The organism is Agrobacterium tumefaciens, assembly GCF_013337285.1.
GTDB classification, from domain to species: Bacteria; Pseudomonadota; Alphaproteobacteria; order Rhizobiales; family Rhizobiaceae; genus Agrobacterium; species Agrobacterium burrii.
The window spans coordinates 261,527-286,569 of the sequence record NZ_SUPW01000006.1 but is presented as its reverse complement, the minus strand read 5'-3'; the positions used below and the strand labels follow the sequence as shown (position 1 = coordinate 286,569).

Here is a 25,043-nt window from a genome sequence, read left to right as displayed (position 1 = left end):
AGTGTCGCTTCAAGATCAGAGCGTCGCGCTTGCCGGAACGAGACCCGTTTTTCGCAGGATCGATATTTAAATTCAAATGCTTATAACGGCTGTGCGGCGTCTCGACGCATGGCCGCATGAATAACAGGAGTTGTATCCGGTGCTTGATGCGACGGACCTTCACGCCAGCTACGGACACGTCCCCGTCTTGAGAGGATTGTCCGCCCGCTTCCAAACCGGCCGGGTGACGGCGCTGGTCGGCCCCAATGGCTGCGGCAAGTCGACGCTGTTAAAAACCATCATGGGTTTCCTTCCCTTGTCATCAGGCAAAATAAGGCTTGGCGAGCGTTTGATCGGCGAAATCGGACGCCGGGAACTCGCCCGCCGCATCGCCTATCTGCCGCAGGAATGCCATTGCCCTGACTATATGACGCTTGGCGAGTTGGTCGAACTCGCGGGTTATGCGCGTTACGGGCTCGGCGGCGGTCCATCTGAGCGCGACCGAGCGCTTTTTGCCGAGGCGCTGAAGACCGTCGGGCTGGAAGACAAGGCGAAGGCGCAGGTCAACACGCTGTCCGGCGGCCAGCGCCAGCGCGCCTTCATTGCCATGGTGCTGGCGCAGGATACCGACGTGATCCTGATGGACGAGCCGGTCAACCATCTAGACATGAAATATCAATATGCCGTTCTCGGCCTCGTGCGCGAGTTGACCGACAGGCACGGCAAAACCGTGATCGTCGTGCTGCATGACCTCAACCTCGCCTCCACTTTCGCCGATGATGTCATCATGCTGAAAGCCGGACAGGTTCTCGCCTCAGGGCCGGTTGAAAAAACGGTCACCCCTGAAAATGTCGCCGAGGTCTTCGATCTCGAAGCCGATATCTTCTCCCGTCAGGGGCGGCTCATCTGCGTGCCCCGGCTGGACCGGCAGGAACAGGCCATTTCAGCATGACCTCGAAAGTAACGCTGATTTTTGCCGCCGCGCTGCTGCTGGCCGCCATTCTCACTATTAATCTGCTCGTCATGACCGGCGATATGCCGCTTGCCGAAATCGCGGCAACGCTCTGGCGTGGTGAGGCCGACACCTATGAACAGTCGGTGCTTCTCTATCAGCAAATCCCGCGCTTACTGATTGCGATTTATGTGGGCGCCACCACCGCCGTCAGCGGCTGCGTGCTGCAGGGGCTTGTCCGCAATCCCCTCGCCTCGCCCTCTACTCTGGGCTTGAATGCTGGCGCGACGCTTTTTGTGGTTGCCGGCGCGCTGGTGTTCGATTTTTCTCCTGACGTGCAGGGATTAGCGGCACTCGTCGGCGCCGGTCTCGGCTTTGGCGCCTGCTTCCTCGTCGCCCGTCTTGCCGGACGGTCGAACGATCCGCGCGGCCTGTCGCTCATCCTTTCCGGCGCGCTGGTTTCGATGCTGCTGATCGGCGTGACCAATGCCCTGCTGTTATCAAATCCGACACGGCGCAGCGAATTTCTGAGCTGGGTGGGCGGCAATATCAACCACGTCTATGCCGCGCGGCTCACCGATTTCTGGTGGATCGGAGCCATTGCGCTGGCAATATTGTTGTCGGTCGCCCGGCCGCTGACGCTCGTTCTGCTGGGCGCGGAAAAAGCCGCCTCCGCCGGTGTGAACGTGACGCGTATTTCCCGGCTCGCGCTCTTCGCCACCATGCTGGCGTCGGGCTCAGCGGTGGCGATCTGCGGCCCGATCGGTTTCGTCGGCCTTATCGTGCCGCATATGATCCGGCCGCTGGTGGGGGTGAACTTCACGCTCGCTCTGCCAGCCTCCGCCCTTGTCGGCGCGGGTCTCTGCGTGCTGGCCGATCTTGGTGCGCAGACCCTGTTTGCGCCTTATGTGGTCAATACCGGGCTGTTCATGGATCTGCTCGGCGGCCTCGTCTTCATTGTCATCGTCAAGCGCTTCTATCTTTCGCCTTCGCAAAGGGGGCTGTCATGAAACGCCATTTCGCCACCGACGGCAAAGCGGTGCTCAGGCTGCCCAGCGGCCTGCAAATCGGCATCGGCAATCTAAAAGCCGGCATCGCGCTGATGGGGCTGGCGCTTGTGCTCATCGCCATATCCGTTAGCCTCGGCAATACCGAAACAGGTCTATTCGATCTTTTGCGCGGCCTTGCCGGCGGGCATGTGGGCGACGATCAGGCCTATGCACTATGGACGGTGCGGCTGCCGCGCATTCTGCTCGGTTTCATGGCCGGCTGGAGTGTGGCGTTAGCAGGCGCCATGCTGCAATCCGTCGCCCGCAATCCGCTCGCCGATCCCGGCCTGTTTGGTCTGAGCCAGGGGTCGATGACCACCATCATGCTGCTTCTGGTGCTGGTGCCGGCCGCGCCGAAAACAATGGTAGCGCTGGCGGCCGTCGGCGGCGGTCTGGCTGTAGCCTTCCTCCTGATCACGCTCGTCGGGCGCGAACGATCGAGCGGTCTGGCCATCCTGCTGATGGGCATCGCAATCGAATCCGCCCTCTCGTCCGTTTCCTCGGTGCTTCTGCTTTACACGCCAGCGGAAACTTCGCTTTCACTGGCCGACTGGATGGCGGGTTCGCTGTTTCAGGCAAGCTGGTCCACCAATCTCGTTTTTGCTCCCCTCTTTGCCGCAAGTCTCGCCGGCATCTTTTTGCTCGGTCGGGCACTTGCGGTCTTCGATCTCGGCAACGAGATGGCCATGGCGCTCGGCGAAACCGTCAGGCATTCACGCCCGCTCGTCATCGTTTTCGCGGTCATCCTCAGTGCCTCAGCCGTCACCGCGGTCGGCCCGCTCACATTCCTCGGCGTCATAGCCCCACATCTCGCCACTTTCGTTTCGCCCGCCGTCGGCCGCGCCAGGCTTTTCCTGTCGGGGCTCACCGGCGGCATCTTGGTGGTAACCGCCGATACGCTGTCGCGCGGGCTGGTGGCTGATACGCCGATGCCGATCGGCCTTGCGCTGACGCTGATCGGCGTGCCGCTTTTCATCCTTACGCTGCGCCTGCAGGCGCTACGCAGAACCAACAGCCATTGAATGAACTGAATAAAGGGAATGCCATGCGAATTGCCATCCTACTCGCCGCCTTTTTGGCCGCTGGAACAAGCCTTGCCGCCGAGCGCAGCGTGACCGATGCTGCCGGCCGCACCGTCTCCGTTCCGGAGAAACCGCAACGCATCGTCGTCATGCATGAACCGCTCCTGGGTGTGCCGCTGATGGATCTCGGCGCCAATGTGGTCGGCGCCTATGGTCGCAATAGCGACGGCAAATTCGCCACCGCCGTCGATTTTATCGATACCGTTCTTGGCGAAGGCCGTACGAAACCCAAAGGTTTTGGCGCAGTCGGCCAGATTGATCTCGAAAAGCTGCGGGCGCTGCAACCGGACCTGATCGTGGCAACGGAAATGGATGGCGGCAAGGCCGAGCAGCTTTCCACCATAGCCCCCGTCTATCTGCAAAAGGTCAGCACTGGCCATGCCTATGGTTTCAACGTGGAAGAAAATCTTGCCGGTCTCGTGGGTCGGAGCGACGCTTTCGCCGAACGCCGGAAGGCCTATGACACCAAACTTGCCGCCGTCAAAAAGACGCTGGGCGAAGATGTCAAAGGCAAGACCTATCTGGCGATCCTGCTGACCGACCAGATCAATGCTGTCGGCGACATGTCCGGCGCAGTGCAGGCACTGGAGGATCTGGGTTATGCCCGATTGAAAATCGACAACGCCGCCTCTTCCGGCGGGCTTGGCTCCACCCTTACCATGCCGCTGAGCGCCGAGGCTTTCGGCAAGCTCAATCCTGATCTGCTGGTGGTGATGAACAGCTATAACAGCCCTGCCCGCGGCGAGGATGGAACGCGCGCGGCACTGGAAAAGATCATTCCCGGCTGGGAACGTTTCGTGAAACCGGCCCGCGAAGGCAGGATCGTGTTCCTCGATTCCACCAGGGTCACGACGCCTTCCATTCCCAGCGCCCTGCACACGCTGGACGCGGTGGAAGGCTGGGCGGGCCGTCCCTGATTTTCTCGAAAACGGCGCGTACCGGCGCGTATTTCATGCGTCGGTCATAAACTTGAGTTTTTGTGTAAAGTTATATTGCGACGGTCGGAAGCGCCTGTTATGGTTTGCACATCTTGACGCAACGATGCCGGATTATCGCACCGGATGACACTTCCGACTAGCGATCATCCCGCACGCCGATCCGGGACAGCGAGACTGCCGAACCCGTCGGCAACATCCCACGAAAGACAACAGCATGAGCATAACCGACAGCATTGAAACCGCCGTTCCGGACCGTACTCCGAAACGTCATCGCCACGCCGTCAAGCTGCGCTGCCTTGATGTTGCGCGGGTGGAACAGCTCAGCCGGTCCATGGTGCGCATCGTCCTCACCGGAGCGGAACTGGAGGGCTTTGCGAGCCTCGGTTTTGACGACCACGTCAAGATGTTCTTCCCGCTTCCCGGCGAAACCGAGCCGAACCTGCCGGTGATCGGCCCGAACGGCCTTGAATTCCCGGAAGGCGCGCCGCGCCCGCTGGCGCGCGATTATACGCCGCGCAGCTTCGATGCAGAGAAAGGCGAACTCGCCATCGATTTCGCCACCCATCATGACGGCCCCGCCAGCAACTGGGCGAAAGCCGCCAAAGTGGGCGACCGGGCGTGGATCGCCGGTCCACGCGGCTCTTTCACCGTTCCCTTCACCTATGACTGGCATTTGCTGATCGCCGACGATACCGGCCTTCCGGCGCTGGCGCGGCGGCTCGAAGAAATGCCGGAAGGCACACGGGCCGTGGCGCTGATAGAGGTCGAGACGGATGCGGATCGTCTGGACATCGCCACAAAGGCTGATGCTTCGATCGTCTGGGTGACGCAAAACACCGCAAGCGGAACCGATCACGACGCATTGACGGGCGCGCTGCGCAAGCTTGAGCTGCCGAAAGGCGATTTCTCCAGCTGGGTCGCCTGCGAATCGAAGACCGCAAAGGAGGTACGCACCCTCCTGATCGAAGAATTCGGCGCAAACCCCAAATGGACGCGCGCCTCCGGTTACTGGCGGCGGGGCGCCAGCGGCGTTCACGATCATTTCGATGAATGAACCGGCGGTCGCGGCGGATGCCATGCTGGAGGCGGGAACGATGCTGACGGACCTCAAGGCCCTTCTTGCCGGGGTTCTGGAGGATGAGGTGCGCGAGATCGAACCGGGGGACAACCTGTTCGGCCACGGGCTTCATTCGCTTGCCCTCATGCGCCTCATCCCGCCGCTTTCGCGGCTTGCCGGAACGCGTCTCGACTATGACGATCTGGCCCGCCAGCCCACGCTTGCCGCCTGGCAGGCGCTGATCGAACGGGCGCGCGTGGGAGACTGATCCCCGCCAACAGGATTTTTCGCGCCTGGCGCGATGTCCCTGAACATTTCCCGGAATATGAAGGAGAGGACCATGGCAGCAGACAATACGCGTATGCTCGCACGTCGCATCGAACAAAGCTTCGACAGAGGCGATGCAGCACCGCCGAGCCAATATGAAGAGCGGATCTGGTTCAAGCAGTTTCAGGAGCCCGATCAGGTCTTCCGGCATCTTCTCGCCTACCGCATCGGTGAAGAATGCGACCTGTTGCGCCTGACCGCAGCGCTGAAGACGATTGGCGAAGCCTGGCCTGAGCTTCGCGCACGCTTTACCTTCGGAGAGGATGGCGCCCTTTCAAAAAGCATCGAAGCGCTGTCCGCATCCGATGTGCAATTGCTGCAGGTGCGATCGTCAGCGGAAGCCCTCGCCCTTCTGCACGACCTTCAGGCAAGGCCCTTCGACGCCGAAACCGACCCATCCTTCCAGGCGGTGGTGCTGTTGAATGAAGGGGAAATCCTGCTGGCCTTTCTGGTCCATGGTCTGCTCGGCGAAGTCCTTTCACCAAAGATATTGCTGGATGGCATTTCCGCCGCCTATGCCGGTGAGACACCGAAACCGCTTTCCGCTCGCAAGGTCGAAGATGGCGGTATCAACCCGCTTCCACTCGGCTGGCTGCAGCGCCCGGCCTCCGGCTCAGCCGTCGTGGCGTTGCGGCAAAACAGGCTGGAGAGGCCGGCAAGCCACAGCCACGGCGTCGATCTTCCCACCACCCTGCTCGGCCTCAACAGTTCTACCGCGACGAATGCGCTTCTGGCGCGTGCCGGTGCGCGTTTCGCCCTGTTCCTCGCAGCAGGCGACGGTCCCGAAACCGTGACGCTCCGCCTGCAATCTGATGCCGCTACGCCACCTTCAGCGGAGGCTGCATCACGGATATCGATCTCGCGTCACCAATCGCCCGAACAGGCTGAAAAAGCCGTACTGGCGGGACTGGAACAGCGAAACGGCAATGATGACGAGGCCACCACCTTCACGCTGCATGCGCTGGCGGCACCTGTTCAGCCCGTATCGGAGCATGGCCTCCAGTTCGAACCCCTGCTCCTGCCCTCCCTGCAATCCGGTCTTGGCCTCACCCTTGCCGCCGGCCCGACAGCCGCTGGCGACATCCGTCTCGAACTGACGGGCGGCAAGGAAATGTCGCTGCATGCGACGGCCTTCCTGCTGGAGCGTTTCGTCAGCCATCTCGAAGGCGGCGCGGATTTTTCCGGCATCGCACCTCAAAATGCCTCCGCAGCACAGGAGCAGCCGGCTCTCCTATCCGCCCGCTTTGGCGATGACGCCACCGCCGCGATCATCCTTGCCGAATTCCGCGAGGCGCTTGCCTCACCCGATATGGGACCGGACGATGATTTCTTCGATTTCGGCGGTCATTCGTTGATTGCCACCCGCATCATCGGACGTCTGCTCAGCAATCACGGCATCGAGTCGCGTTTCAACGACCTGTTCAGCTATCCAACCGCCGCCGCGCTCGCCACCCAGGCGACCCGCCTCGAAACTGCAGCGCCCGCACATGCGGAAGCGACGGAAACCGGCTCACTGATCGCGCCGCTTTCGCTGGCGCAGATGTCGCTCTGGAAGGCCTATGCCGCCTTTGGTTTCGGCGACATATTCAACATCCCCTTCGCGCTCGATTTTCTCGATCCCGTCGATGAAAACGCTTTCGAATGCGCCTTCCTCGACATCATCGAGCGCCATCCCGGCCTGCGGACCCATTTTTACGTAGAGAACGACACGGTGCTGCAGAAGATCCTGCCGATGCATGATCTGCCCGGCTACAAATGGTTCTGGACCAGCGAAGAAAGTGAAGGCGTGGACCGGCATGCGGAAGCCGGCTGGCGCTTCGATCTTGCGCGTGAGTTACCAATACGACTGCGTTTCCTGCGGGATGCGCAGACCGGCAGGCAGGTGCTGTCCTTCCTCTTCCACCACATCGTCCTGGACGAATGGTCGGTGAACCTGATGATGGACGAACTGAGCGAGGCCTATAGGGCAAGGGCGGCGGGCAAGGCCCCGGTCTTTGCAACCAACCCTGCCCCCTTCCATGAATTTGCCAGAAAACAGGTCGCCTCAGGCGTCAATACCGGCCACCTTGCCTATTGGACCGATATGTTGCGGGATGCGCCGAAGGGCCTTGCCCTCAACGGACAGGATAGCGCGCCGCACGAGGCATCGCAGGACGAAGCACCGGCGGGCGGCTGGGTCGAATTCAAGCTTGAGAAGCACGTCAGCGATGGGCTTTACGCCATTGCCAAACAGAACAGCGCCTCGCTGTTCAACGTGGTTTATGCGGCAATCGCCGCATCGCTGCGTCACCTGGGTGGCTTGACCGATCTCGTGGTCGGCACCTCGGCTTCGGGCCGTACGGATAGCGGATATTTCGACACCATCGGCTATTTCACCACGGTCGTCGCCCATCGCGTGCGCTTCGGCGAGAACATGACTATTGGCGAGCTGATTTCCTCGGTGAAGAACACCATCAACGGCTCACTGGAACACAGCGAAATCCCGATCGATCTCGTTGAGGAAGCGCTGGGCATGACACCGGGCCGCGACCATCTCTTCGAGGTCTTCATCCAGATTCACGCCAGGAACAAGCTGAATGGCACGCTTGCCGGACCAGATGGCAAACCGGTAGAGTTTCGCCAGGTCGATCCCGACAAACACGAATCCATGCTGGGGCTGCAATTCGAGGTGATGGAAGAAATGATCGGCGGTGAACGCTCTATCCGCGTGCTGATGAGCTACCGCTCCGACCGTTACGGACCCAACGACGTCGAGCGGCTGCGCAACACCACCAGCGGCGTCTTCAGCCGCTTTGCCGAAGCCGGCGCTTCGAGCAAGGTGCTAACAACGCTCGCCTGAAACGCACAAAGGCAAATGGAAAACCCGGCTTCGCGTTGCGAGGCCGGGTTATTTTTTTGCTTATGACTGCTGATGCGAAAGTATCGTCACAGCCTCGGCATCCACGCGTCGACACACCGGATCAAATCCGGCAGGGCGGAGATCAGTCGCTTAAACCGCCAGACGGACGCTCGAAGACGCCTCTTCCGCCGCGAGCGTCAACACCTCCCCTTGCAACATGGCATCGAGGAACAATGGCAGTTCCTCGCGATAACGGGCGAAATCCTCCGCTTGCGTCAGTGCGGAATCCGCATCGATATGCAGGTTCAGGTCGCTGCCGTCATCTTCGCCACGGAAGGTGAGGTTGAAGCCGTCGCCGGGACCATTGGCAAGAATGTGCCGGGAAACAGCAAGACCGGCAAAGACCGGCGCGCTGAAGGGCAGGACATTGATGAGCGGCGAGAAGAAAAAGCGCCGGCCCTTCGAGATTTCCCGGTCGGCGGCAATCTGCTCGATGCGGTAGCGGCCATGCAGACGCTGGCGGCGCAGATTAGCGGCATTGCGCGCCAGAAATGCGCCGACGCTTTCCTGCGGCTCGATCGTGAGGTGGAAGGGCAGGATATTGACGAGCATCGCCGGCATATGCGCACCGACGCTGCCCCAGCGGCTCATGAAAGGCAGCCACAGGGTGAGCACATCACGGTCCGGACGCGGCAGGACCCGGTGCAGATAAAGACCGGACAGCAGTACCAGAAGATCAGGCCATCCGATTTCCAGACGGCCGGCTATCTGCTGTAACCGCATGCTGAAACCCGGCGGCAAGGCCGCATCGGCGTGCAGGCCGCCGCCGCCGTAATCCTCGCAATCCTTGTCCAGCACGGGCAGATCGGCGGATGCGACGAGATAGTCCGTCCAGAAATCGCGGTCCTTTTCGAAACGCCGGCTCTGCCTGTAGGCATCCTCTTCGGCGAGGAAACTGGCGAAGGGATGGAAATCCGGTCCCGCTTCGCCCTTGCCGCAATAATGCCCGTAAAGCTGGCCGCAACGCTGCTCCACCAGCGTCAGCCCATAGCCATCAACGACAATGTGATGGGCGCGGATGTACCAGAGATAACGATCATCGGCGATACGGTAGAGCAGCTGCGCGGAAAGCCTGTCGGTTCTGAGATCCAGCCTCGCCTCCACATCGGCGTTCATGCGCCGCAGCGCCTCTTCAAAGGGCGCCGGGTCCGTGCGGAGATCGACAAGCGCCACCACCGGGGCATGGCCGGCATCGCAGCATTGCTGCGGCGTCTCGCCATCCTCACCGATACGAAAACGGATCGACAGAACCTCGGACTCGCGCACCGTGCGGGTGATCGCCTGAAGCAGCGCGCTTTCGTTCACCGCACCGGAAAGATCGATGTAGTGGGCGACGGTGGAAACCGGCTCTTCGGGATGGAAGGAAAACTCCTCCCAGAAATCGAGTTGCGGCTGGGTCAGTGGAAGCCAGCCGCCGGCAGGATCGATATGCGCCATCTGTTTTTCCTTGAACTATTCCTGTTGTGGGACACCGCCCGAAATGGTTGGGATCACGCCGCCTTCGCAGCCAGAAGCGAAGTCACCTGCCTGGCGTTGCGGCACCGCAGAAGCTGCTGCGGCGTCAGTTCAACGCCGAAGGCGGTGCGGATTTCTGCCGAAACGGCCTTCAGATGCGATGGCAGGAGGCCAAGCGCGAGCAGGTCGCTGCCTGCATCCACCATCGCCGATTTTTTGCCCAGCACACCGAGATAGATATCCAGCACCCGGCGGTCGCCCTGATCAACGGCGGTAACCGCAGGTACGGAGATTTTTACCGGTTCCACACCGCCTGCCGCCGCCATCAGCAACTCCCGCGCCCGGCGGCGATCCGGCTTGCCATTGGCCGAAAGCGGCAGATCATCAACCTTGAGGAACCGGCCAGGCACATGCGATTCCGGCAGATGGCTGCGGGCGAAATTGCGCAGATCAGCGCTGGAGAGTTCAAGGCCGGGCGCGGTGACATAAAGCACGCCAATGGCGGCCTCGCCCTTTTGCTCGACGCCATAATCCACCACCAGCACCCGCTGGATGGCGGGATGGCGGATGAGTTCGTTTTCCACATCCGGCAGCGAGACGCGCACACCGCGCACCTTGACGTAGCCATTGACCCGGCTTGCAAACATGATCTTGCCATCCGGCCGGTAGCGCCCCCGGTCGCCGGTACGGAAGGTGCGCACCGGCTTGCCTTCGGGATCAGTCACCGTGACGAAATCCGTCTGGGTGATGGCGCCGTCCTCCAGATAACCGATCGCCACATTCACGCCGACCGTATGGATGCGGCCGACGACACCGGCCGGGCAATGCTGGCCCTGATCGTTGAGGATGAAATAACGATTGGCTGGCAGGGGATGGCCATAGGGGATGGCCGCGACATCCTCCGCAACGATCTCGTGCCAGATACTCCAGATCGTCGTTTCAGTCGGGCCGCCGAGCGATATCAGCCGCAGATCGGGCTTCAGCCGGCGCAACTCTTCGATGATGACAGGCTTGATGTAATCGCCGCCCTGCGCCACGAGCCGGAGTGAAGCAAGCTGGTCGCCACGGCGGCAGGACAGCAGCATTTCAAGGATGGCCGGCACCGAGCACCAGAGCGTCACGCCATATTCGGCCACCAATTCGTTCCAGCGCACCGCATCCTTTTCTTCGCCGGGTTCCGGCAGCACCAGAGTCGCGCCTGCGACCAGCGCGCCGAAAACATCGAAGACCGACATATCGTGGTGCAGCGGCGTGACCGAAATGAACACGTCTTTTTCCGTCACCGCCCATTCAGCAAGCGTGCTGCCGATGACATTGGCGGTGGCGCGGTTGGAAAGCACGACGCATTTCGGCTTGCCGGTGGTGCCTGACGTGTAGAGATAATAAGCTGGCGCTTCGCTGCGGGACAGCGCCGCCAGTTCCGCCAGGGCAACAGGCGTTCCCGCCGGTGCGGGCGTGGCGAGAAGCACCGCCGGATCGACGGCCTCGAAGCCCTGCGGAACGCTGCGGGCAACGATGATGGCCGGGCGGCAATTGGTCAGCAGATAGCGCAGCCGGTCTTCCGGCGAGCCGGCATCGACCGGTACCCAGATAGCCCCCATAAGTGCTGCGGCGAGTGTGATAGCCGTATGCTCAGGACTGCGCGGCAGGCACACCGCCACGACATCTCCCCGACCGATACCACGGGCTTTGAAGCCCGCTATCGCCCCGGCCATTATCTCACCGAGTTCGCCGTAGGAGATGCGCCTTTTGCCGCTGACGAGCGCGGTGCGCGACGGGTCACCCTCGAAAAGATGCGCGGCGATCCGTTCCAGAAATGGCGGGCAGACGAAACTCCGCTCGTCGCTATTCAGCCGATAATGGGACAGGTCGACAATATCGCATGCATTGAAAGCGTAAGCGCCGTTATCCGTGATCGCGGCAATCGTGCGCTCGATGGCAGCGAGAATATTCCCGACCATCGCGGCATCGATCGCCTCTTCCGCATAGTCGATATCGAGGACGAGATCACCCTGCGGATTTTGCGAAAAGCGGAAATCCAGCGCCACCTGCGGCGTCTGCGTGAGACCGTCCGTCCAGCGCATGGCCGATTCGGGCGACAGCGTCGGCCAAGTTAGGCCATTGGTGATGACAACAGGCAAAGCGAGCCCGCCCGCATTGGCGTTGAGAAGCACGCGATTAAGATCGATACCGGAAAAAGCGAGGTGGTTCAGCCCTTCCAGTACATCCGTCTGCAGCCCCGCGGCCCGCTCGGCAAACTCGCCCTTGGCTCCATCCCATTTGACCGCGATGAAGCTTGAGCGATTGGCAAAAGCCCCTTCCACCTGCGGCGCAACGGGAATGCCGACAACAAGCGCCCCCTCGTTAAGCCACAGCGACAGCACATCGAGGATTACCGCCGTCAGCGCCGAATTCTTGAACAGCCGCTCTTTTGCGCCGATGCGTGAAAAGGCGGCGAAGCGCTGCTTTTCCACCGTCAGGCTTTGGCGGCTGTAGCGGGAAACGGAAATGGTTTCGAGCGCGGCCTTCCACGGCAGTTGCAAGGGTACCTCGGCATCCTTCAGCTTGTCAGCCCAATAGGCGGCGTCCTCGGCACGAGCCGCCGCGATATCCGCCTGCGGCGTGGCTGCCACCGTGGCGGTCTCCAAAGGCAGAACGCCGTCGAAAAGTTCCGCCGCCAGGCTGGCGATGGCCCGACCGTCGAGGATAAGCGCATCAAAACGCAGGAAGGCCACGACACGGTCAGCCGTTGCCTCACGTGCCGGCAGGCGGAAGACCGTCACCTGCCAGGGAGAGGCGGCAAGATCAAAATGGGCATGAGAAAAATCACGGCGCACGGCGTCCATCCGCGCTTCCGCTTCGGTGGGAGACAGGGCGGAAAGATCAACAATATCAAGGTTGATCTTCAGCTCGTCGCTGACGACCTGCAACAGACGCCGCTCGTCGATGCGGGTGCGCAGGCTCTCATGTCGCTTCACCATTGTGGCGAGACGCGATTGAAGCAGCGCCGGATCGATGCTGCCGCGATATTCGCGAAACTCCTGCATCGCCACGCCACTGAGCGGCAGATGGGTGCCACGACCAAGAAGATAGGCCTGTTGCAGGGGCGAGAGCGGGCGTTCCATCAGTTTTCCTTTTGTTTCGGCTGTGGCTTTCGACACCTGTGCACCGAATCGCTCCGCATTCGCGGAGATGAGATCGGGGCTGGCAGCCAGTTGGCGAAGAAGGGCAGTGTAGGTGTCGAACAGGACGCGGAGCCAGCGTTCCGGCAAGGCGTCGAGCCGCACATCCCAGTTGATCAGCAATCCGCCATCCACCGCCGCGACCTGCGCATCCAGCGCGACCCCCGGCCCCTGCGAGACGGTGTGGACCATCTGACCGAACACCCGCCCAACCTTTTCAGAAAACAGCTCTCCTCCCGCCAGATCGACACCGGCGGTAAAGACGATTGGCGAGGTCTGCAAACCGCCGCGCAGACGGGAGAGGTCACGCATGACGCTGACGCCCGGATAGGCTTGATGGGCAAGAAGGTCGTTCATCTCGTTAAACAGCCGCCGGAGCAGCGCTTCGAGGCTTTCATTCGGCCTGATATCGACGCCAAGCACCAGCACATTGGAAAATTCGCCGACAATGCCATCGACCCCTTCCACCAGCGGCGCGCGCCAGAAAGCCGGCACGGAAAGCCTGAACTTTTGCGCCTGTGTCGCCTGCGACAATGCCACGGCGAAAACACCGAGCAGCAGGGCCGATGTCGTCACCGAGCAACGCCGCGCCGCCTGTTCCAGACTGCCTCGTTCGGCCGCTGAAAGCGTGGTGGCAAAGCGATCCGTGTGAACAGCGCGGGTGGCGTTTTCCGGCAAGAACGGCAGCGGCGGCGCATCGGGAATATCCGCAATATGCTGTCGCCACCACGATCGGTCCCTATCACGCAGGGTCCTCTGGTCCCGATCGGATGCGAGACGCTCCGCCCAGTCGAAAAAGGATGGTGCCGCCTCTCCAGAAAGCGAGGTTTCGTCTTTGCCTTCGCCCTCTTCGTAAAGCCGGGCGAGCTCCTCCATCACGATCCGCACACTGGCCGGATCAACCGCCAGCATGTCGGTATCCACATGCAACCGGCTGCGTCCCTGCGGCAACAGGCTGAGCGAGATCGCCGCCGGTGATGCGATGCGCAGATCCGTTTGCCGATGGCTCCAGTCCCGCCGCTTTGCCTCGAGCCGGTGCGCCAGCGCCTCCGAATCGAGGGCGGTCAGGTTCTCCACATCAAGGCGCAGCGGCCGGCCCAGAGGGTCGACGGATTGACGCCCTTCAGCATCGATCCTGAGGCTCAGCATGGGGTGACGCCGGCAAAGCTTTTCGACCGCAACAACCAGTTTTTCCACGTCAAACGCCCGCCCCTCGAACTCGAGATAGAGATGGGGCGTAACTTTTCCGAGTATCCCATCCGCCTCTCGGCCGACCCAATAGGCTACCTGCATCGGGGTTAAATTTAGCATGTGAGTTTGCACCGATTGACAAAACATGATTATCATAATCAAGTATAAGCCATCGTCAACCACTCGAACAGGAGGCATCCCATGAAAACGGGAGCACTCAGGACGAATGACGTCGAATCCGACGAAATTACTGATTTTAATAGAGAATTTTTGTTCACCTCCGGCACGGGACAATTGCGGGCCGAAGGTATTCGCGAAAGGATAACCCTTCCCGCCCGCGGTGGCGAAGACATGGCAAGCCCTTTGCAGCAGGCGATTAAGGGCGCTTTCGAACGGGCGCATCGGGCTGGACAGGACAATCCGATCGCTATCGGCGCAATCCCCTTCGATGTCAGCGAACCATCATGCCTTTACATCCCCAACAACTATGAGTGGAGTCCGCGCGAAGCGGTTCCGATTGCCACTGATTCGGCCATGCCGGCGCTTGTCGGCCAGAACAGCCTGCCGGACGAGGCCGGTTTCAAACATGCCGTCGAGCATGCCATCATCAATTTCCGCCATTCCGAAGTGCGCAAGGCGGTGCTTTCCGTCATGCGTGAACTGACCTTCGCCTCCGAGGTCAATGTGGAAAGATTGCTGGCCAGCCTCGCCAAGCAGAATCGCGAGGGTTACCAGTTCCGTATTCCGCTTCCGGATGGCGGCGACCTGATCGGCGTCAGCCCGGAACTGCTCATCCGCAAGCAGGGTGAGAAGATCATCTCGAACCCCTTGGCCGGATCGGCAAAACGCATGACCGACCCGGTGGCGGACAAGGCCAATGCGGACCGGCTTTCGGCGTCGGAAAAAGACCATTACGAGCATAGTCTGGTGATCGAGGATATCCGCTCGCTGCTTTCGCCATGCTGCGCGGAACTCGACGTTCCGGAAAAACCATCCCTCATCAATACGGCCGCGCTCTGGCATCTTTCCACGCGCATAGAAGGCCGTCTTGCCGATCCCGAAACCAACGCGCTGCAACTGGCGTGCCTGCTGCACCCGACACCGGCCGTTTGCGGTTTCCCGACCGAGCGCGCCCATCGTCTCATCCGTTTCGTTGAACCCTTCGAGCGTGGCCTGTTCACCGGCATGGTCGGCTGGACGGATGCGCAGGGTAACGGCGAATGGGTAGTGACGATCCGCTGCGGCACCGTGCAGCGCCAGACCGTGCGGCTTTTCGCCGGTGCCGGCATCGTGGAGGCCTCGGAACCCGAATCCGAATGGGCAGAAGTGCAGACCAAGCTCAAAACCATGCTGAACGCCTGCGGTCTTTCCGCCTGAGCGCGACCGAATTTTTCCAGGGACAAACCATGACAATCGAATTTGAACGCTGGCCCGACGATCTGGCGCGCCGATACCGCGAGCGCGGCTATTGGATCGACAGGCCATTGAGCCGCATCCTCACCGAACAGGTGCAGCGCCAGCCGGATGCGACGGCGCTGATCTGCGGTGAGCGCCGCTTCACCTATGCCGAACTCGACCGGCAATCCTCCAATCTCGCCGGCCATCTTGCGGCGGCAGGCATCGGCAAGGGCGATACTGCGCTTGTGCAATTGCCCAACATCGCCGAGTTTTATCTCGTCTTTTTTGCACTGATCAAAATCGGCGCGGCACCCGTCAACGCACTCTTCAGCCATCGCCGGCTGGAAATGACCTCCTATGCGGAACAGATCGCGCCCAAACTGATGATTGCCTCGCGCAGCCATGAGCTTTTCGCCAATGACGCGTTTCTGGACGGGCTTAAGGCTACCTCTCCGCAGCTCTCCCTGACCCTGTTGCTGGGCGCGACGGAGCCGCAGCGCAGCCTTGAACCGATGCTTGCCGCGCCTGCGGATAATCCGCCGGCCTACGCCCCTTCGGCGGCAGACGAGGTGGCGCTGTTCCAGCTCTCCGGCGGCAGCACCGGAACGCCGAAACTGATCCCCCGGACGCATAACGACTATGATTACAGCGCCCGGGCCAGCGCGGAGATTTGCGAACTTTCGCCGCAGACCCGTTTTCTTTGCGCCATTCCGGTGGCTCATAATTACCCGATGAGTTCACCCGGCGCGCTCGGCGTCTTTCACGCCGGCGGCACGGTGGTCATGGCGGCCAATCCGGAACCGCTTGCCTGCTTCGATCTCATCGAAAAACACGGCATCGACATGGTGCCGCTGGTACCGCCGGCCGTGGCGTTGTGGTTGCAGGCAGCACCCGCACATCGCCAAAGGCTGAAATCTCTCAGGCTGTTGCAGGTTGGCGGCGCAAGCTTCGCCGAAGCGCTGGCCCGCCAGGTGCCGGAAGTGCTGGGGTGCGCGCTGCAGCAGGTCTTCGGCATGGCGGAAGGTCTGGTGAACTACACCCGCGCCGGTGATCCCGACCATCTCGTCTTCACCACTCAAGGGCGGCCGATCAGCCCGGATGACGAAATCCGCATTGTCGACGAGGATGGCAACGATGTGCCCGAAGGCGAAGCCGGCATGCTGGCAACCCGCGGCCCCTATACGTTCCAGGGTTATTACCGCGCCGCCGAGCACAGTGCCCGGGTCTTCGACAAACAGGGCTTCTATTACTCCGGCGATGTCGTGCAGCGCACGCCCGAAGGTTATCTGCGGGTCGTCGGCCGGGTGAAGGACCAGATCAACCGCGGCGGCGAAAAAGTTGCCTCGGAAGAGGTGGAAAACCTGATCCTGCGGCACCCTGATGTGACGCATGCCGCGCTGGTGGCGATGCAGGACGAACTTCTCGGTGAGAAAAGCTGCGTCTTCGTCGTCTCGCGCAATCCCACGCTGAAAGCGCCGGCCATCCGCCAGCATCTCGCCGCTCTCGGCGTCGCGGATTACAAGCTGCCGGACCGGGTGCGTTTCATCGACGCAATGCCGCTCACCGCCGTCGGCAAGATCGACAAGAAACACCTGCGCGACCTGCTTGCGGCACCCGTCGCCGTCAGTGCCTGACACGCGCTCATATCGAAAGGGACGCTCAACAGGGCGTCCCCAAACCACAAGATTACGCGCCGCCCGGCGCGCCAAACCACCGAGGTCTTCATGACGATCCCTACTATTTCCGATTATCCGATGCCGGTTGCCACGAGCTTTCCGGCCAACAAGACAAAATGGCAGCCCGATGCCAAGCGCGCCGTGCTGCTCATTCACGACATGCAGCGTTATTTCCTGCGGTTTTACGAGGCCGACGGCAAGCTGATGACGACCCTCATAGACAATCTCGCGAAGGTGAAGGCCTGGGCGGTTCAGAACGGCGTACCGGTCATCTACACGGCTCAACCGCATGACCAGCCGCCGGGCGACCGGGCGCTCCTGAACGACATGTGGGGACCGGGCCTCACCGTCGTCGACCCGGAACTGCAGAAGGTGGTGGATAAGCTCGCCCCGACACCTGATGACGTGGTGCTGACCAAGTGGCGCTACAGCGCCTTCCAGCGTTCCGATCTTACTGAACGCATGAAAGGCTGGGGCCGCGACCAGATCATCGTCGGCGGCGTTTACGCCCATATCGGCTGCATGATGACGGCGGTGGAAGCTTTCATGAAGGATATCCAGCCCTTCATGATCGGCGACGGGGTTGCCGATTTTTCGGAAGCCGAACATCGCATGGCGCTGCAATATGTAGCGACACGTTGCGGCGTGGTGATCGACACCGCACGCCTCACCGGCACCGGGCAGGCCACAGACACCCGCGATTGGCTGAAAGCCCGCGTTCTGCAAATGGTGGAGGACGAAAGTGAGATCGACCCGGATGAGAACCTGATCTTCTACGGGCTGGACTCGCTGCAGGTCATGAAGCTTGCCGGCGAGTTGAAGGAACGCGGCGTCACCGTCGGCTTTGATGAGCTTGCGCGTGTGCCCACACTTTCCGCCTGGTGGGCGCTGATCGAAGAAAAGCGGCTTGCAGCCTGAGCGGACGGAAAAAATGACGCAACAGAGATTTACCGGGCGGCGTGTGCTGGTGACAGGCACGGCCCAAGGCATCGGCCGCCGCATCGCCGAACGTTTCATCGAGGAAGGGGCCGAGGTTATCGGCCTCGATCTTCTGGCCGACACAACGGAAGCCTCCTTCCGCCAGATTACCCTCGATATCACCGACGCTGCGGCGGTGGAGAGAGTATGCAAGGCAATCGAAAGCGAATGGGGCGGTCTTGATATTCTCGTCAATGCCGCAGGCATTTTGCGGCTCGGCGACAGCGAAAGCCTGACGCCGGAAGACTGGAAAGCCTGCATGGATGTCAATGCCGCAGGCCCGTTCTATCTGCTGCGGCAATGGAGCGGCATCTTCAAGCGGCAGCGGCGTGGCGCGATCGTCAATGTCGGCTCCAATGCCGCCGTGGTACCGCGCATCGGCATGCTGACCTATTGCGCTTCCAAAGCGGCGCTGGTCAGCCTCAGCCATTGCGCCGCCCTTGAGCTTGCACCCTATGGCGTGCGCTGCAACGTGGTCTCACCCGGCTCCACCGATACGCCGATGCTGGCCGGTATGCTGAACAATCCCGACGGCAAGGAGCGGCTGGTTGCCGGCTTGCCGGAGCAGTTCAAGCTTGGCATTCCACTCGGCAAGATCGCAAGGCCGGACGATATTGCCGATGCGGTGCTGTTTCTCGCCTCCGATCAGGCTGGCCACGTGACGATGCAGCAGATCGTGGTCGACGGCGGCGCAACGCTCGCCGCCTGACCTCGGCCGCTGGATGAGGGTGACGGACATGGCCATCGCAACAGCGTTTCATCGCAAAGCCGCCTCCGGCGATCCACCCGAGGCCATCTGGCCTTGGCCGGGCGACAGATGCGATTGCCATTGCCTCACCCTTCGTTACAGCGACGACGAAGGTTGCTGCGGCGAGGTCCCTCCCTTGCCGCCGCAGCTTTTGCACGCTGCGGCCCGACGCAGGGCGGAATTCATCGCCGGGCGTAGATGCGCGGCGGAAGCCATACGCCATCTCACCGGCCGGCCCATTTTTCCAGGCATGGGAGAGGACCGCGCGCCGATTTGGCCCGAAGGCGTGGTCGGCGCGATTTCCCACAGCCGCGACCGGGCGATTGCCCTTGCTGGCTCCAACAGCCGCTTCTGTGGCATCGGCATCGATATCGAAAAGCTTTTGACCGAAGAGGAAGCCCGCGATATCGCCCCACAGGCTTTGACGGCGAATGAGCGTCACAAGCTAGGAAAAGGCATTGATCCCTTCATGACCGGGCTGATTTTTTCAGCCAAGGAAAGCCTGTTCAAGGCGCTTTATCCAACTGTGAAGCGGCTTTTCTTTTTTGAGGCGGCCGAATTATCCGCTTACGATGCCGATGGCTCGGGCTCACTTCGACTGACCGCCGACCTCACCGGCAATTGGCGTGAGGGAACTGAGATTTCCTTCCGCTTTGGCCATTTCGACGGCCTCCTGCTTACGCGCGTCCTTCTCCCGCAATGAGGGAAAAATGGCAAATTCTGTTCTCATAATCTCATATTTAAAGCCACTCCTCCCGTCATCCGTGTGAAATACTCAAGCGGTACGCAGCTTGTTGGAATGATTCCAAACATGCAAACGGTGGAGATACGACATGACCGACATCGATACGAGCAAGCTGTCCTGGGACGAATGGGATGAACTGCAAAACCCGCCGCCGGCCGAAACCGATTTCGACCGCGTGGTCGAGACCGCAATTTCCCGCCGCGGTTTCCTCGGTGGCGTGCTGGCCTTCGGCTCGGCCGCAGCTGCCATGGGCACGCTCGGCAACCTGATGACCAGCACTTCGGCCGAAGCGCAGGAAGCCGCCGCCGGCCGCTTCCCCTTCAAGCCGGTAGCCGCCGCCACCGACCACACCATTCACGTGCCGGAAGGCTATAGCTGGAAGCCGGCTGCCAAGTGGGGCCAGCCGCTGTTCTCCAACGTTCCCGATCTCGACCCGGCCAAGGCTGTCAGCGTTGAAAACTCCGACAAGGTCTTCGGTGAAAACACCGACGGCATGGAACTCTTCATGGTCGGCGCCCATCAGCTGATCGCCGTCAACCATGAATACGTAAACCCGGAAATCAACCTCCCGCACACGGACAAGGGCAACCCGAAGACGGCCGACGACGTGAAGATACTGCAGAACCTGCAGGGCGTTACCGTCATGGAAGTCGCGGAAGGCAACGAGGGCTGGGAAATCGTTCTCGACAGCCCGTTCAACCGCCGTATCCACCACAACACGCCGATGAAGCTTTCAGGCCCGGCCGCGGGCTCCGATCTCGTCAAGACCGCAGCCGATCCTGATGGTGTCGACTGTCTCGGGACCTTCAACAATTGCGGCGCCGGCCGCACTCCCTGGGGCACTTATCTCACCTGCGAGGAGAACTTCAACGGCTATTTCGGCACTGCCGATACCGCCTTCAAGTTGCCCGATGACTACAAGCGTTACGGCATCGTCGCCGAGACGCGCTACGCCTATGAGAAATTCGACGCACGTTTCGACGTTGCCAAGAACCCGAACGAACCACGCCGCGCCGGTTACGTGGTCGAGATCGATCCTTCGGACGCCTCCTCCACCCCGATCAAGCGCACCGCGCTCGGCCGCATCAAGCACGAAAACGCCGCCGTGGTGATTGCCCGTGACGGCCGCGTCGTCGTTTACATGGGTGACGACGAGCGTGGCGAATTCCTCTACAAATTCGTCTCCAACGGCATCTATGTTCCGGGCGGCGATACCTCCAAACTGCTCGACGAAGGCACGCTCTACGTCGCCAAGTTCTCCGACGACGGCGCTGGCGAGTGGATGGCTCTCACGCCTGAAACCACCGGCATGAAGATCGACGAAATCTGCGTCTTCACCCGTCAGGCCGCCTCCAAGGTGGGTGCGACCACCATGGACCGCCCGGAATGGGTCGCCATCAACCCGGTCGCCATCGAAGCCTATTGCGCGCTGACCAACAACAGCCGTCGCGGCGAAATGAAGGACGGCAAGCTGCGTGCGAATGCCGGCGGCGACGCCATGGCAATCAATGCCGCCAACCCGCGCGAGAAGAACGAATATGGCCAGATCGTGCGCTGGTATCCGGAAAATGACGACCACGCGGATGCAAAGTTCAAGTGGGACCTGTTCTGCATGGCCGGCAACCCTTCCGTTCACAAGGACGCCTTTGCCGGCTCCTCGAACATCAACGAAGGCAACATGTTCAACTCGCCCGACGGCATGATGTTCGACAGTACCGGCCTGCTCTGGATCCAGACAGACGGTGAAGACAGCAACGAAGGCAACTTCGCCGGCCAGGGCAACAACCAGATGCTGGCGGGCGACCCGGCCACCGGCCGCATCGAGCGCTTCCTGACCGCGCCAAAGGGTTCCGAAGTCACCGGCCAGACATGGTCCGGCGACAAGCGCACCCACTTCGTCGGCATCCAGCACCCCGACGCCCCCTTCCCGGACGGCGAAGGCAAGCTGCCGCGCTCTGCCGTCATCGCCATCAAGCGTGACGACAACGCGCAGATCGGCTGACGCATAAGCACAAAAGAACCGGCTGCCCGTACAATGGAAAGCCGGTTCTATGATAAAAAACGCCGTGCGCCTGAAGGATGCACGGCGTTTTTCTTGAGGGTAATATCGACGCTTCGTTTTTTCGGAATCCTGTGTGGCCGGCTTTTCGTCACAAGCCGCATCGTTTTCAGAAAGAAATGCCGGTTAGGTCGGCACTGAGCTTCTGCTCACCCTCATCCCAACCGTTTACGGGAAGGATGGGCAAGACCTCTGCTGGCCGCCTGTCCTTCCCGTCACGGCGCTTCTGCCGGCCGATAACCCGACGCACAAACCGTCAGACCTCGCGGAACGTCCGGTTAGCCTGATCGAGCAGAGGCTTGAGAAAATACGACAAAACGCTTCTCTCACCGGTAGTGATAAAGGCTTCCACCGGCATGCCGGGCATCAGGCTGAATTCCCCAAGCCGCTTTATCTGCTCCGGAGAGGTTGCGACACGCACCACGTAGTGGCTGGCACCTGTTCTCTGGTCCACCGTCACATCCGCGGAAATGCGCTCCACCGTTCCGGTGATTTCCGGCGTGGTCTTCTGGTTGAAGGCGGAGAAACGCAGGTTCGTCAGCTGACCATAATAGATCTGGTCGATATCCTGCGGCGCAACCTTGGCCTCAACCACCAGCTTGTCGACCTCCGGTACGATCATCATGATCGGCTCACCGGGCGCCACAACACCGCCGACGGTGTGCACCGAAAGCTGATGCACGACGCCATCCTGCGGCGCGATGATATCGACACGTTTCAACTGGTCTTCAGCCGCCACGCGCCGCTCGACATATTCGCCGATGCGGGCTTCCATTTCACGCAGGTCCGAGCCGACCTCTTCCGACCATTGCTCATCAACCTGAAGGATTTGCAGTGCCGTTTCACTGATCTTCGCCTCGACGCCGGCAATGCCCGCCATCAGCCGGCCGATATCGCCTTCGATATCCGTTGCCTGACGCTCCAGCGTGCTGAGCCGGCTTCTTTCCATCAGGCCCCTTTCGTGCAGGGAGCGAAAGCGGTTCAATTCCTCATCGACCATCCCTTGCTCGCGGAAATTTGCTGCCCGCTCAGCCTCCATGCCGGTTATCTCATCACGAAGCTGCCGCACACGCTGTTCGAGCTGGCTTTTTTTGCTTTCACGGACGGCCTTGCGGGTTTCATAAAGACGCTGCTCCGCGTTCATCGCCGCGGCAATCTCGGCATCATCGGCCCGGACAAGCAAAGCCTGCGGAAACACCACGCTACCGGCTCGGTCGCGCTCAGTTTCAAGCCGCGCCTTGCGAGCGGTAAATTGATCGAGGCTTTTGACGACGATGGCCAGATTGGCCTTCGTCATTGTCGCATCAATGCGCATCACCACATCGCCAGCCTTTACCCGGTCACCGTCGCGCACCATCAGTTCGCTGACGACGCCGCCCGCCGGATGCTGGACTTTCTTGAGGCTGGTTTCAACCACCAGCGATCCCTGCGCAATTACCGCGCCGACAATCTCCGTGCCAACCGCCCAACCGCCGAACAGGCCCGTCAGGGTCAGAAATCCAAGGCCTCCGACAACAAGGTGATTGTGGATCGAGCGCCTGAGTGTCTGCCATTCATCCATTTTCAAGCCTTTCCTGTTTCCGCCGCCTGCACGACCTTGAGCGCGCCTGCCGTGCCGCCAAGCGGGCGCAGCACCTTGGCAAGCACTTCCTCCTTCGGACCGAAAGCCTGCTGGCGGCCGTCGGCAAGCATCAACACCTTGTCCACGGCAAAAAGCGCGCTTGGACGATGGGCAATGATGACGGCCACGCCGCCACGTTCGCGAACCCCGAGAATGGCCGCGGTCAGCGCATCCTCACCCTCTGAATCGAGATTGGAATTCGGCTCGTCGAGCACGACCAGAAACGGTTCACCATAAAGCGCTCGCGCAAGGGCGATCCGTTGTTTCTGCCCCGCCGACAATTGCCGTCCGGTTTCTCCGACCTCGGTGGAGTAACCGTCCGGCAGGCTGACAACGAGATCGTGAATTCGCGCCGCACGCGCCGCCGTGATGATCTTTTCCGAACTCGCTTCCGGATCGAAGGAGGCGATATTTTCGGCGATTGTGCCGTCCAGCAGTTCGACAGATTGCGGCATGTAGCCGATATGGCGGGCCAACGCCTCGGCCGGCCACTGGTCCAGCGTCGCACCATCCAGCCGAATGGCGCCTTTGAACGGCCGCCAGAGGCCGACGAGAAGCCGCGCCAGCGAACTCTTGCCGGAGCCGCTCGCACCGATCACACCGAGGCCGCTTCCGGCGGCGAGCGTAAAGACAATGTCCTGCAATACCGGCTCGGCCGCTTCCGGCGGAACTGCACCGACCCGCTCGACCGACAGAAGGGCGTGCGGCGCGGGCAGATCCATGCGCGCGTTCCCTTCCGGCAGCAGCGCCAACGTTTTTTCGAGACGTCGGCGGCTTTGCCGAGCGGCAATGAAACCTTTCCAGTTGGCGATGGCGAGATCGACCGGCGCCAGCGCCCTTGCCGACAGGATGGAACCGGCAATGATGATGCCCGGCGTCGCTTGCTCATTAATGACGAGCCAGGCGCCGACCGCCAGGATGCCGGATTGCAGCAGCATACGCAGCACCTTGCTCGCCACGCCGAAACCGGATGCAACGTCGCTTGCCGATCTCTGCTCGCGGACATAGGCGCGGTTATCCGCCTGCCAGCGTTCGCGTAGTGGCGAAGCCATTCCCATGACGGAAATAATATCAGCATTGCGGCGGCTGGTTTCGGCCAGTCGGTTACGTTTGGCGGAGTGGCGCGCCGCCTCCTCCACCGGACGTCGTGACACCAGCTCCGTCATCAGCGTGAAAATCGTCAGGATGGCGGCGCCGGCAAGCGCGGTAACACCGAGCCAGAAATGGAAGGCGAAACAGATGGCAATGTAAAATGGCAACCAGGGCAGGTCGAACAACGCAAGCGGCCCGCTGCCAGACAGGAACGAGCGGATCGTATCAAGATCGCGAAGCGGCTGCGCCTGACGGCCGCTGACGGGCAAGCGCAGCTGAAGGCCGAGAACCGCATCGTAGATCTTCGATGACAGCGCCTGATCGAGGCGATCGGAAAGCCGCACCAGCAAACGGCCACGCAGGGCATCGAACAAGCCTTGAAACGCGTAAAGAACCACGACGATGCCGAACAGGGCGACCAGCGTCGGCAGGCTGCGGCTTGGCAGGACGCGGTCATAGACCTCCATCATGAACAGCGAGCCGGTGAGATAAAGAATATTGACCAGACCGCTCATCAGCCCAATGCCGATGAAAGCGCCGGCACAGCCGGCGAACACACCCTTGATCTGGCGAACATTATTATTGGCAGAGTGAAAACGCATTTTTACTATCCGT

The 25,043-nt window shown here is 61.2% G+C and carries 17 protein-coding genes; 13 read left to right on the top strand and 4 right to left on the bottom strand.

What is annotated here, in order from left to right:
* Positions 1–130 precede the first annotated feature (130 nt).
* The 7 genes from FCH38_RS17625 (at position 131) to FCH38_RS17595 (ending at position 8,223) form a co-directional block, all read left to right on the top strand.
* The gene (locus tag FCH38_RS17625) at positions 131–931 is read left to right on the top strand and encodes an ABC transporter ATP-binding protein (RefSeq protein ID WP_174374563.1); all 801 of its coding nucleotides are present in this window, start codon (positions 131–133) and stop codon (positions 929–931) included.
* Positions 928–1,941 (top strand): FecCD family ABC transporter permease, encoded by a 1,014-nt coding sequence (locus FCH38_RS17620; RefSeq protein ID WP_174374562.1) that lies wholly within the window; start codon positions 928–930, stop codon positions 1,939–1,941. Before FCH38_RS17625 ends, FCH38_RS17620 begins: the two co-directional genes overlap by 4 nt.
* Positions 1,938–3,002: a FecCD family ABC transporter permease gene (locus FCH38_RS17615; protein WP_174374561.1), complete on the top strand. Its 1,065-nt coding sequence runs from the start codon at positions 1,938–1,940 to the stop codon at positions 3,000–3,002. Before FCH38_RS17620 ends, FCH38_RS17615 begins: the two co-directional genes overlap by 4 nt.
* 23 nt (positions 3,003–3,025) lie before the next feature.
* On the top strand, positions 3,026–3,979 hold the full coding sequence (locus tag FCH38_RS17610; RefSeq protein ID WP_174374560.1) for an ABC transporter substrate-binding protein: 954 nt from the start codon (positions 3,026–3,028) through the stop codon (positions 3,977–3,979).
* Between the two features lie 235 nt (positions 3,980–4,214).
* Positions 4,215–5,054: a siderophore-interacting protein gene (locus FCH38_RS17605; protein WP_174374559.1), complete on the top strand. Its 840-nt coding sequence runs from the start codon at positions 4,215–4,217 to the stop codon at positions 5,052–5,054.
* Positions 5,047–5,325 (top strand): phosphopantetheine-binding protein, encoded by a 279-nt coding sequence (locus FCH38_RS17600; RefSeq protein WP_174374558.1) that lies wholly within the window; start codon positions 5,047–5,049, stop codon positions 5,323–5,325. The genes FCH38_RS17605 and FCH38_RS17600 overlap by 8 nt, the downstream gene beginning before the upstream one ends.
* A gap of 72 nt (positions 5,326–5,397) precedes the next feature.
* Positions 5,398–8,223 carry a condensation domain-containing protein gene (locus FCH38_RS17595; protein ID WP_174374557.1) on the top strand — a complete coding sequence of 942 codons (2,826 nt, stop codon included), beginning with the start codon at positions 5,398–5,400 and terminating at the stop codon, positions 8,221–8,223.
* Between the two features lie 150 nt (positions 8,224–8,373).
* On the opposite strand, the gene FCH38_RS17590 is transcribed toward FCH38_RS17595, so the two are convergent.
* Both FCH38_RS17590 and FCH38_RS17585 read right to left on the bottom strand, forming a co-directional pair.
* Positions 8,374–9,720, bottom strand: coding sequence for a condensation domain-containing protein (locus tag FCH38_RS17590; protein WP_174374556.1), 1,347 nt, complete (start codon positions 9,718–9,720; stop codon positions 8,374–8,376).
* Positions 9,721–9,773: 53 nt separating this feature from the next.
* Positions 9,774–14,231 carry an amino acid adenylation domain-containing protein gene (locus tag FCH38_RS17585; RefSeq protein WP_174374555.1) on the bottom strand — a complete coding sequence of 1,486 codons (4,458 nt, stop codon included), beginning with the start codon at positions 14,229–14,231 and terminating at the stop codon, positions 9,774–9,776.
* An 81-nt stretch (positions 14,232–14,312) separates the two neighbouring features.
* Between FCH38_RS17585 and FCH38_RS17580 the strand changes: the two genes are divergently transcribed.
* From FCH38_RS17580 to FCH38_RS17555, 6 genes are all read left to right on the top strand, one after another.
* The gene (locus tag FCH38_RS17580; RefSeq protein ID WP_174374554.1) at positions 14,313–15,488 is read left to right on the top strand and encodes an isochorismate synthase; all 1,176 of its coding nucleotides are present in this window, start codon (positions 14,313–14,315) and stop codon (positions 15,486–15,488) included.
* Positions 15,489–15,517: 29 nt separating this feature from the next.
* Entirely contained in the window at positions 15,518–17,143 is a 1,626-nt protein-coding gene (locus FCH38_RS17575; protein WP_174374553.1) for a (2,3-dihydroxybenzoyl)adenylate synthase, read from the top strand.
* A 90-nt stretch (positions 17,144–17,233) separates the two neighbouring features.
* On the top strand, positions 17,234–18,103 hold the full coding sequence (locus tag FCH38_RS17570; RefSeq protein ID WP_174374552.1) for an isochorismatase family protein: 870 nt from the start codon (positions 17,234–17,236) through the stop codon (positions 18,101–18,103).
* A gap of 13 nt (positions 18,104–18,116) precedes the next feature.
* Positions 18,117–18,872: a 2,3-dihydro-2,3-dihydroxybenzoate dehydrogenase gene (dhbA, locus tag FCH38_RS17565; RefSeq protein WP_174374551.1), complete on the top strand. Its 756-nt coding sequence runs from the start codon at positions 18,117–18,119 to the stop codon at positions 18,870–18,872.
* Between the two features lie 28 nt (positions 18,873–18,900).
* A complete protein-coding gene (locus FCH38_RS17560) occupies positions 18,901–19,614 on the top strand; it encodes a 4'-phosphopantetheinyl transferase family protein (RefSeq protein WP_174374550.1) in 714 nt (237 codons plus the stop codon).
* 130 nt (positions 19,615–19,744) lie between these two features.
* Entirely contained in the window at positions 19,745–21,658 is a 1,914-nt protein-coding gene (locus FCH38_RS17555) for a PhoX family protein (protein ID WP_174374549.1), read from the top strand.
* A 313-nt stretch (positions 21,659–21,971) separates the two neighbouring features.
* On the opposite strand, the gene FCH38_RS17550 is transcribed toward FCH38_RS17555, so the two are convergent.
* Both FCH38_RS17550 and FCH38_RS17545 read right to left on the bottom strand, forming a co-directional pair.
* Positions 21,972–23,276, bottom strand: a complete 1,305-nt coding sequence (locus FCH38_RS17550) for an HlyD family type I secretion periplasmic adaptor subunit (RefSeq protein ID WP_174374548.1) — start codon at positions 23,274–23,276, stop codon at positions 21,972–21,974.
* A gap of 2 nt (positions 23,277–23,278) precedes the next feature.
* The gene (locus tag FCH38_RS17545; RefSeq protein ID WP_174374547.1) at positions 23,279–25,030 is read right to left on the bottom strand and encodes a type I secretion system permease/ATPase; all 1,752 of its coding nucleotides are present in this window, start codon (positions 25,028–25,030) and stop codon (positions 23,279–23,281) included.
* Between the last annotated feature and the right edge of the window lie 13 nt (positions 25,031–25,043).

What these genes read in the sequence shown, in the direction of transcription:
- FCH38_RS17620 (WP_174374562.1), top strand. Translation starts at nt 928, where the DNA reads ATGACCTCGAAAGTAACGCTGATTTTTGCCGCCGCGCTGCTGCTGGCC.
- FCH38_RS17615 (WP_174374561.1), top strand. Translation starts at nt 1,938, where the DNA reads ATGAAACGCCATTTCGCCACCGACGGCAAAGCGGTGCTCAGGCTGCCC.
- FCH38_RS17610 (WP_174374560.1), top strand. Translation starts at nt 3,026, where the DNA reads ATGCGAATTGCCATCCTACTCGCCGCCTTTTTGGCCGCTGGAACAAGC.
- FCH38_RS17605 (WP_174374559.1), top strand. Translation starts at nt 4,215, where the DNA reads ATGAGCATAACCGACAGCATTGAAACCGCCGTTCCGGACCGTACTCCG.
- FCH38_RS17600 (WP_174374558.1), top strand. Translation starts at nt 5,047, where the DNA reads ATGAATGAACCGGCGGTCGCGGCGGATGCCATGCTGGAGGCGGGAACG.
- FCH38_RS17595 (WP_174374557.1), top strand. Translation starts at nt 5,398, where the DNA reads ATGGCAGCAGACAATACGCGTATGCTCGCACGTCGCATCGAACAAAGC.
- FCH38_RS17590 (WP_174374556.1), bottom strand. Translation starts at nt 9,720, where the DNA reads ATGGCGCATATCGATCCTGCCGGCGGCTGGCTTCCACTGACCCAGCCG.
- FCH38_RS17585 (WP_174374555.1), bottom strand. Translation starts at nt 14,231, where the DNA reads ATGCTAAATTTAACCCCGATGCAGGTAGCCTATTGGGTCGGCCGAGAG.
- FCH38_RS17580 (WP_174374554.1), top strand. Translation starts at nt 14,313, where the DNA reads ATGAAAACGGGAGCACTCAGGACGAATGACGTCGAATCCGACGAAATT.
- FCH38_RS17575 (WP_174374553.1), top strand. Translation starts at nt 15,518, where the DNA reads ATGACAATCGAATTTGAACGCTGGCCCGACGATCTGGCGCGCCGATAC.
- FCH38_RS17570 (WP_174374552.1), top strand. Translation starts at nt 17,234, where the DNA reads ATGACGATCCCTACTATTTCCGATTATCCGATGCCGGTTGCCACGAGC.
- dhbA (WP_174374551.1), top strand. Translation starts at nt 18,117, where the DNA reads ATGACGCAACAGAGATTTACCGGGCGGCGTGTGCTGGTGACAGGCACG.
- FCH38_RS17560 (WP_174374550.1), top strand. Translation starts at nt 18,901, where the DNA reads ATGGCCATCGCAACAGCGTTTCATCGCAAAGCCGCCTCCGGCGATCCA.
- FCH38_RS17555 (WP_174374549.1), top strand. Translation starts at nt 19,745, where the DNA reads ATGACCGACATCGATACGAGCAAGCTGTCCTGGGACGAATGGGATGAA.
- FCH38_RS17550 (WP_174374548.1), bottom strand. Translation starts at nt 23,276, where the DNA reads ATGGATGAATGGCAGACACTCAGGCGCTCGATCCACAATCACCTTGTT.
- FCH38_RS17545 (WP_174374547.1), bottom strand. Translation starts at nt 25,030, where the DNA reads ATGCGTTTTCACTCTGCCAATAATAATGTTCGCCAGATCAAGGGTGTG.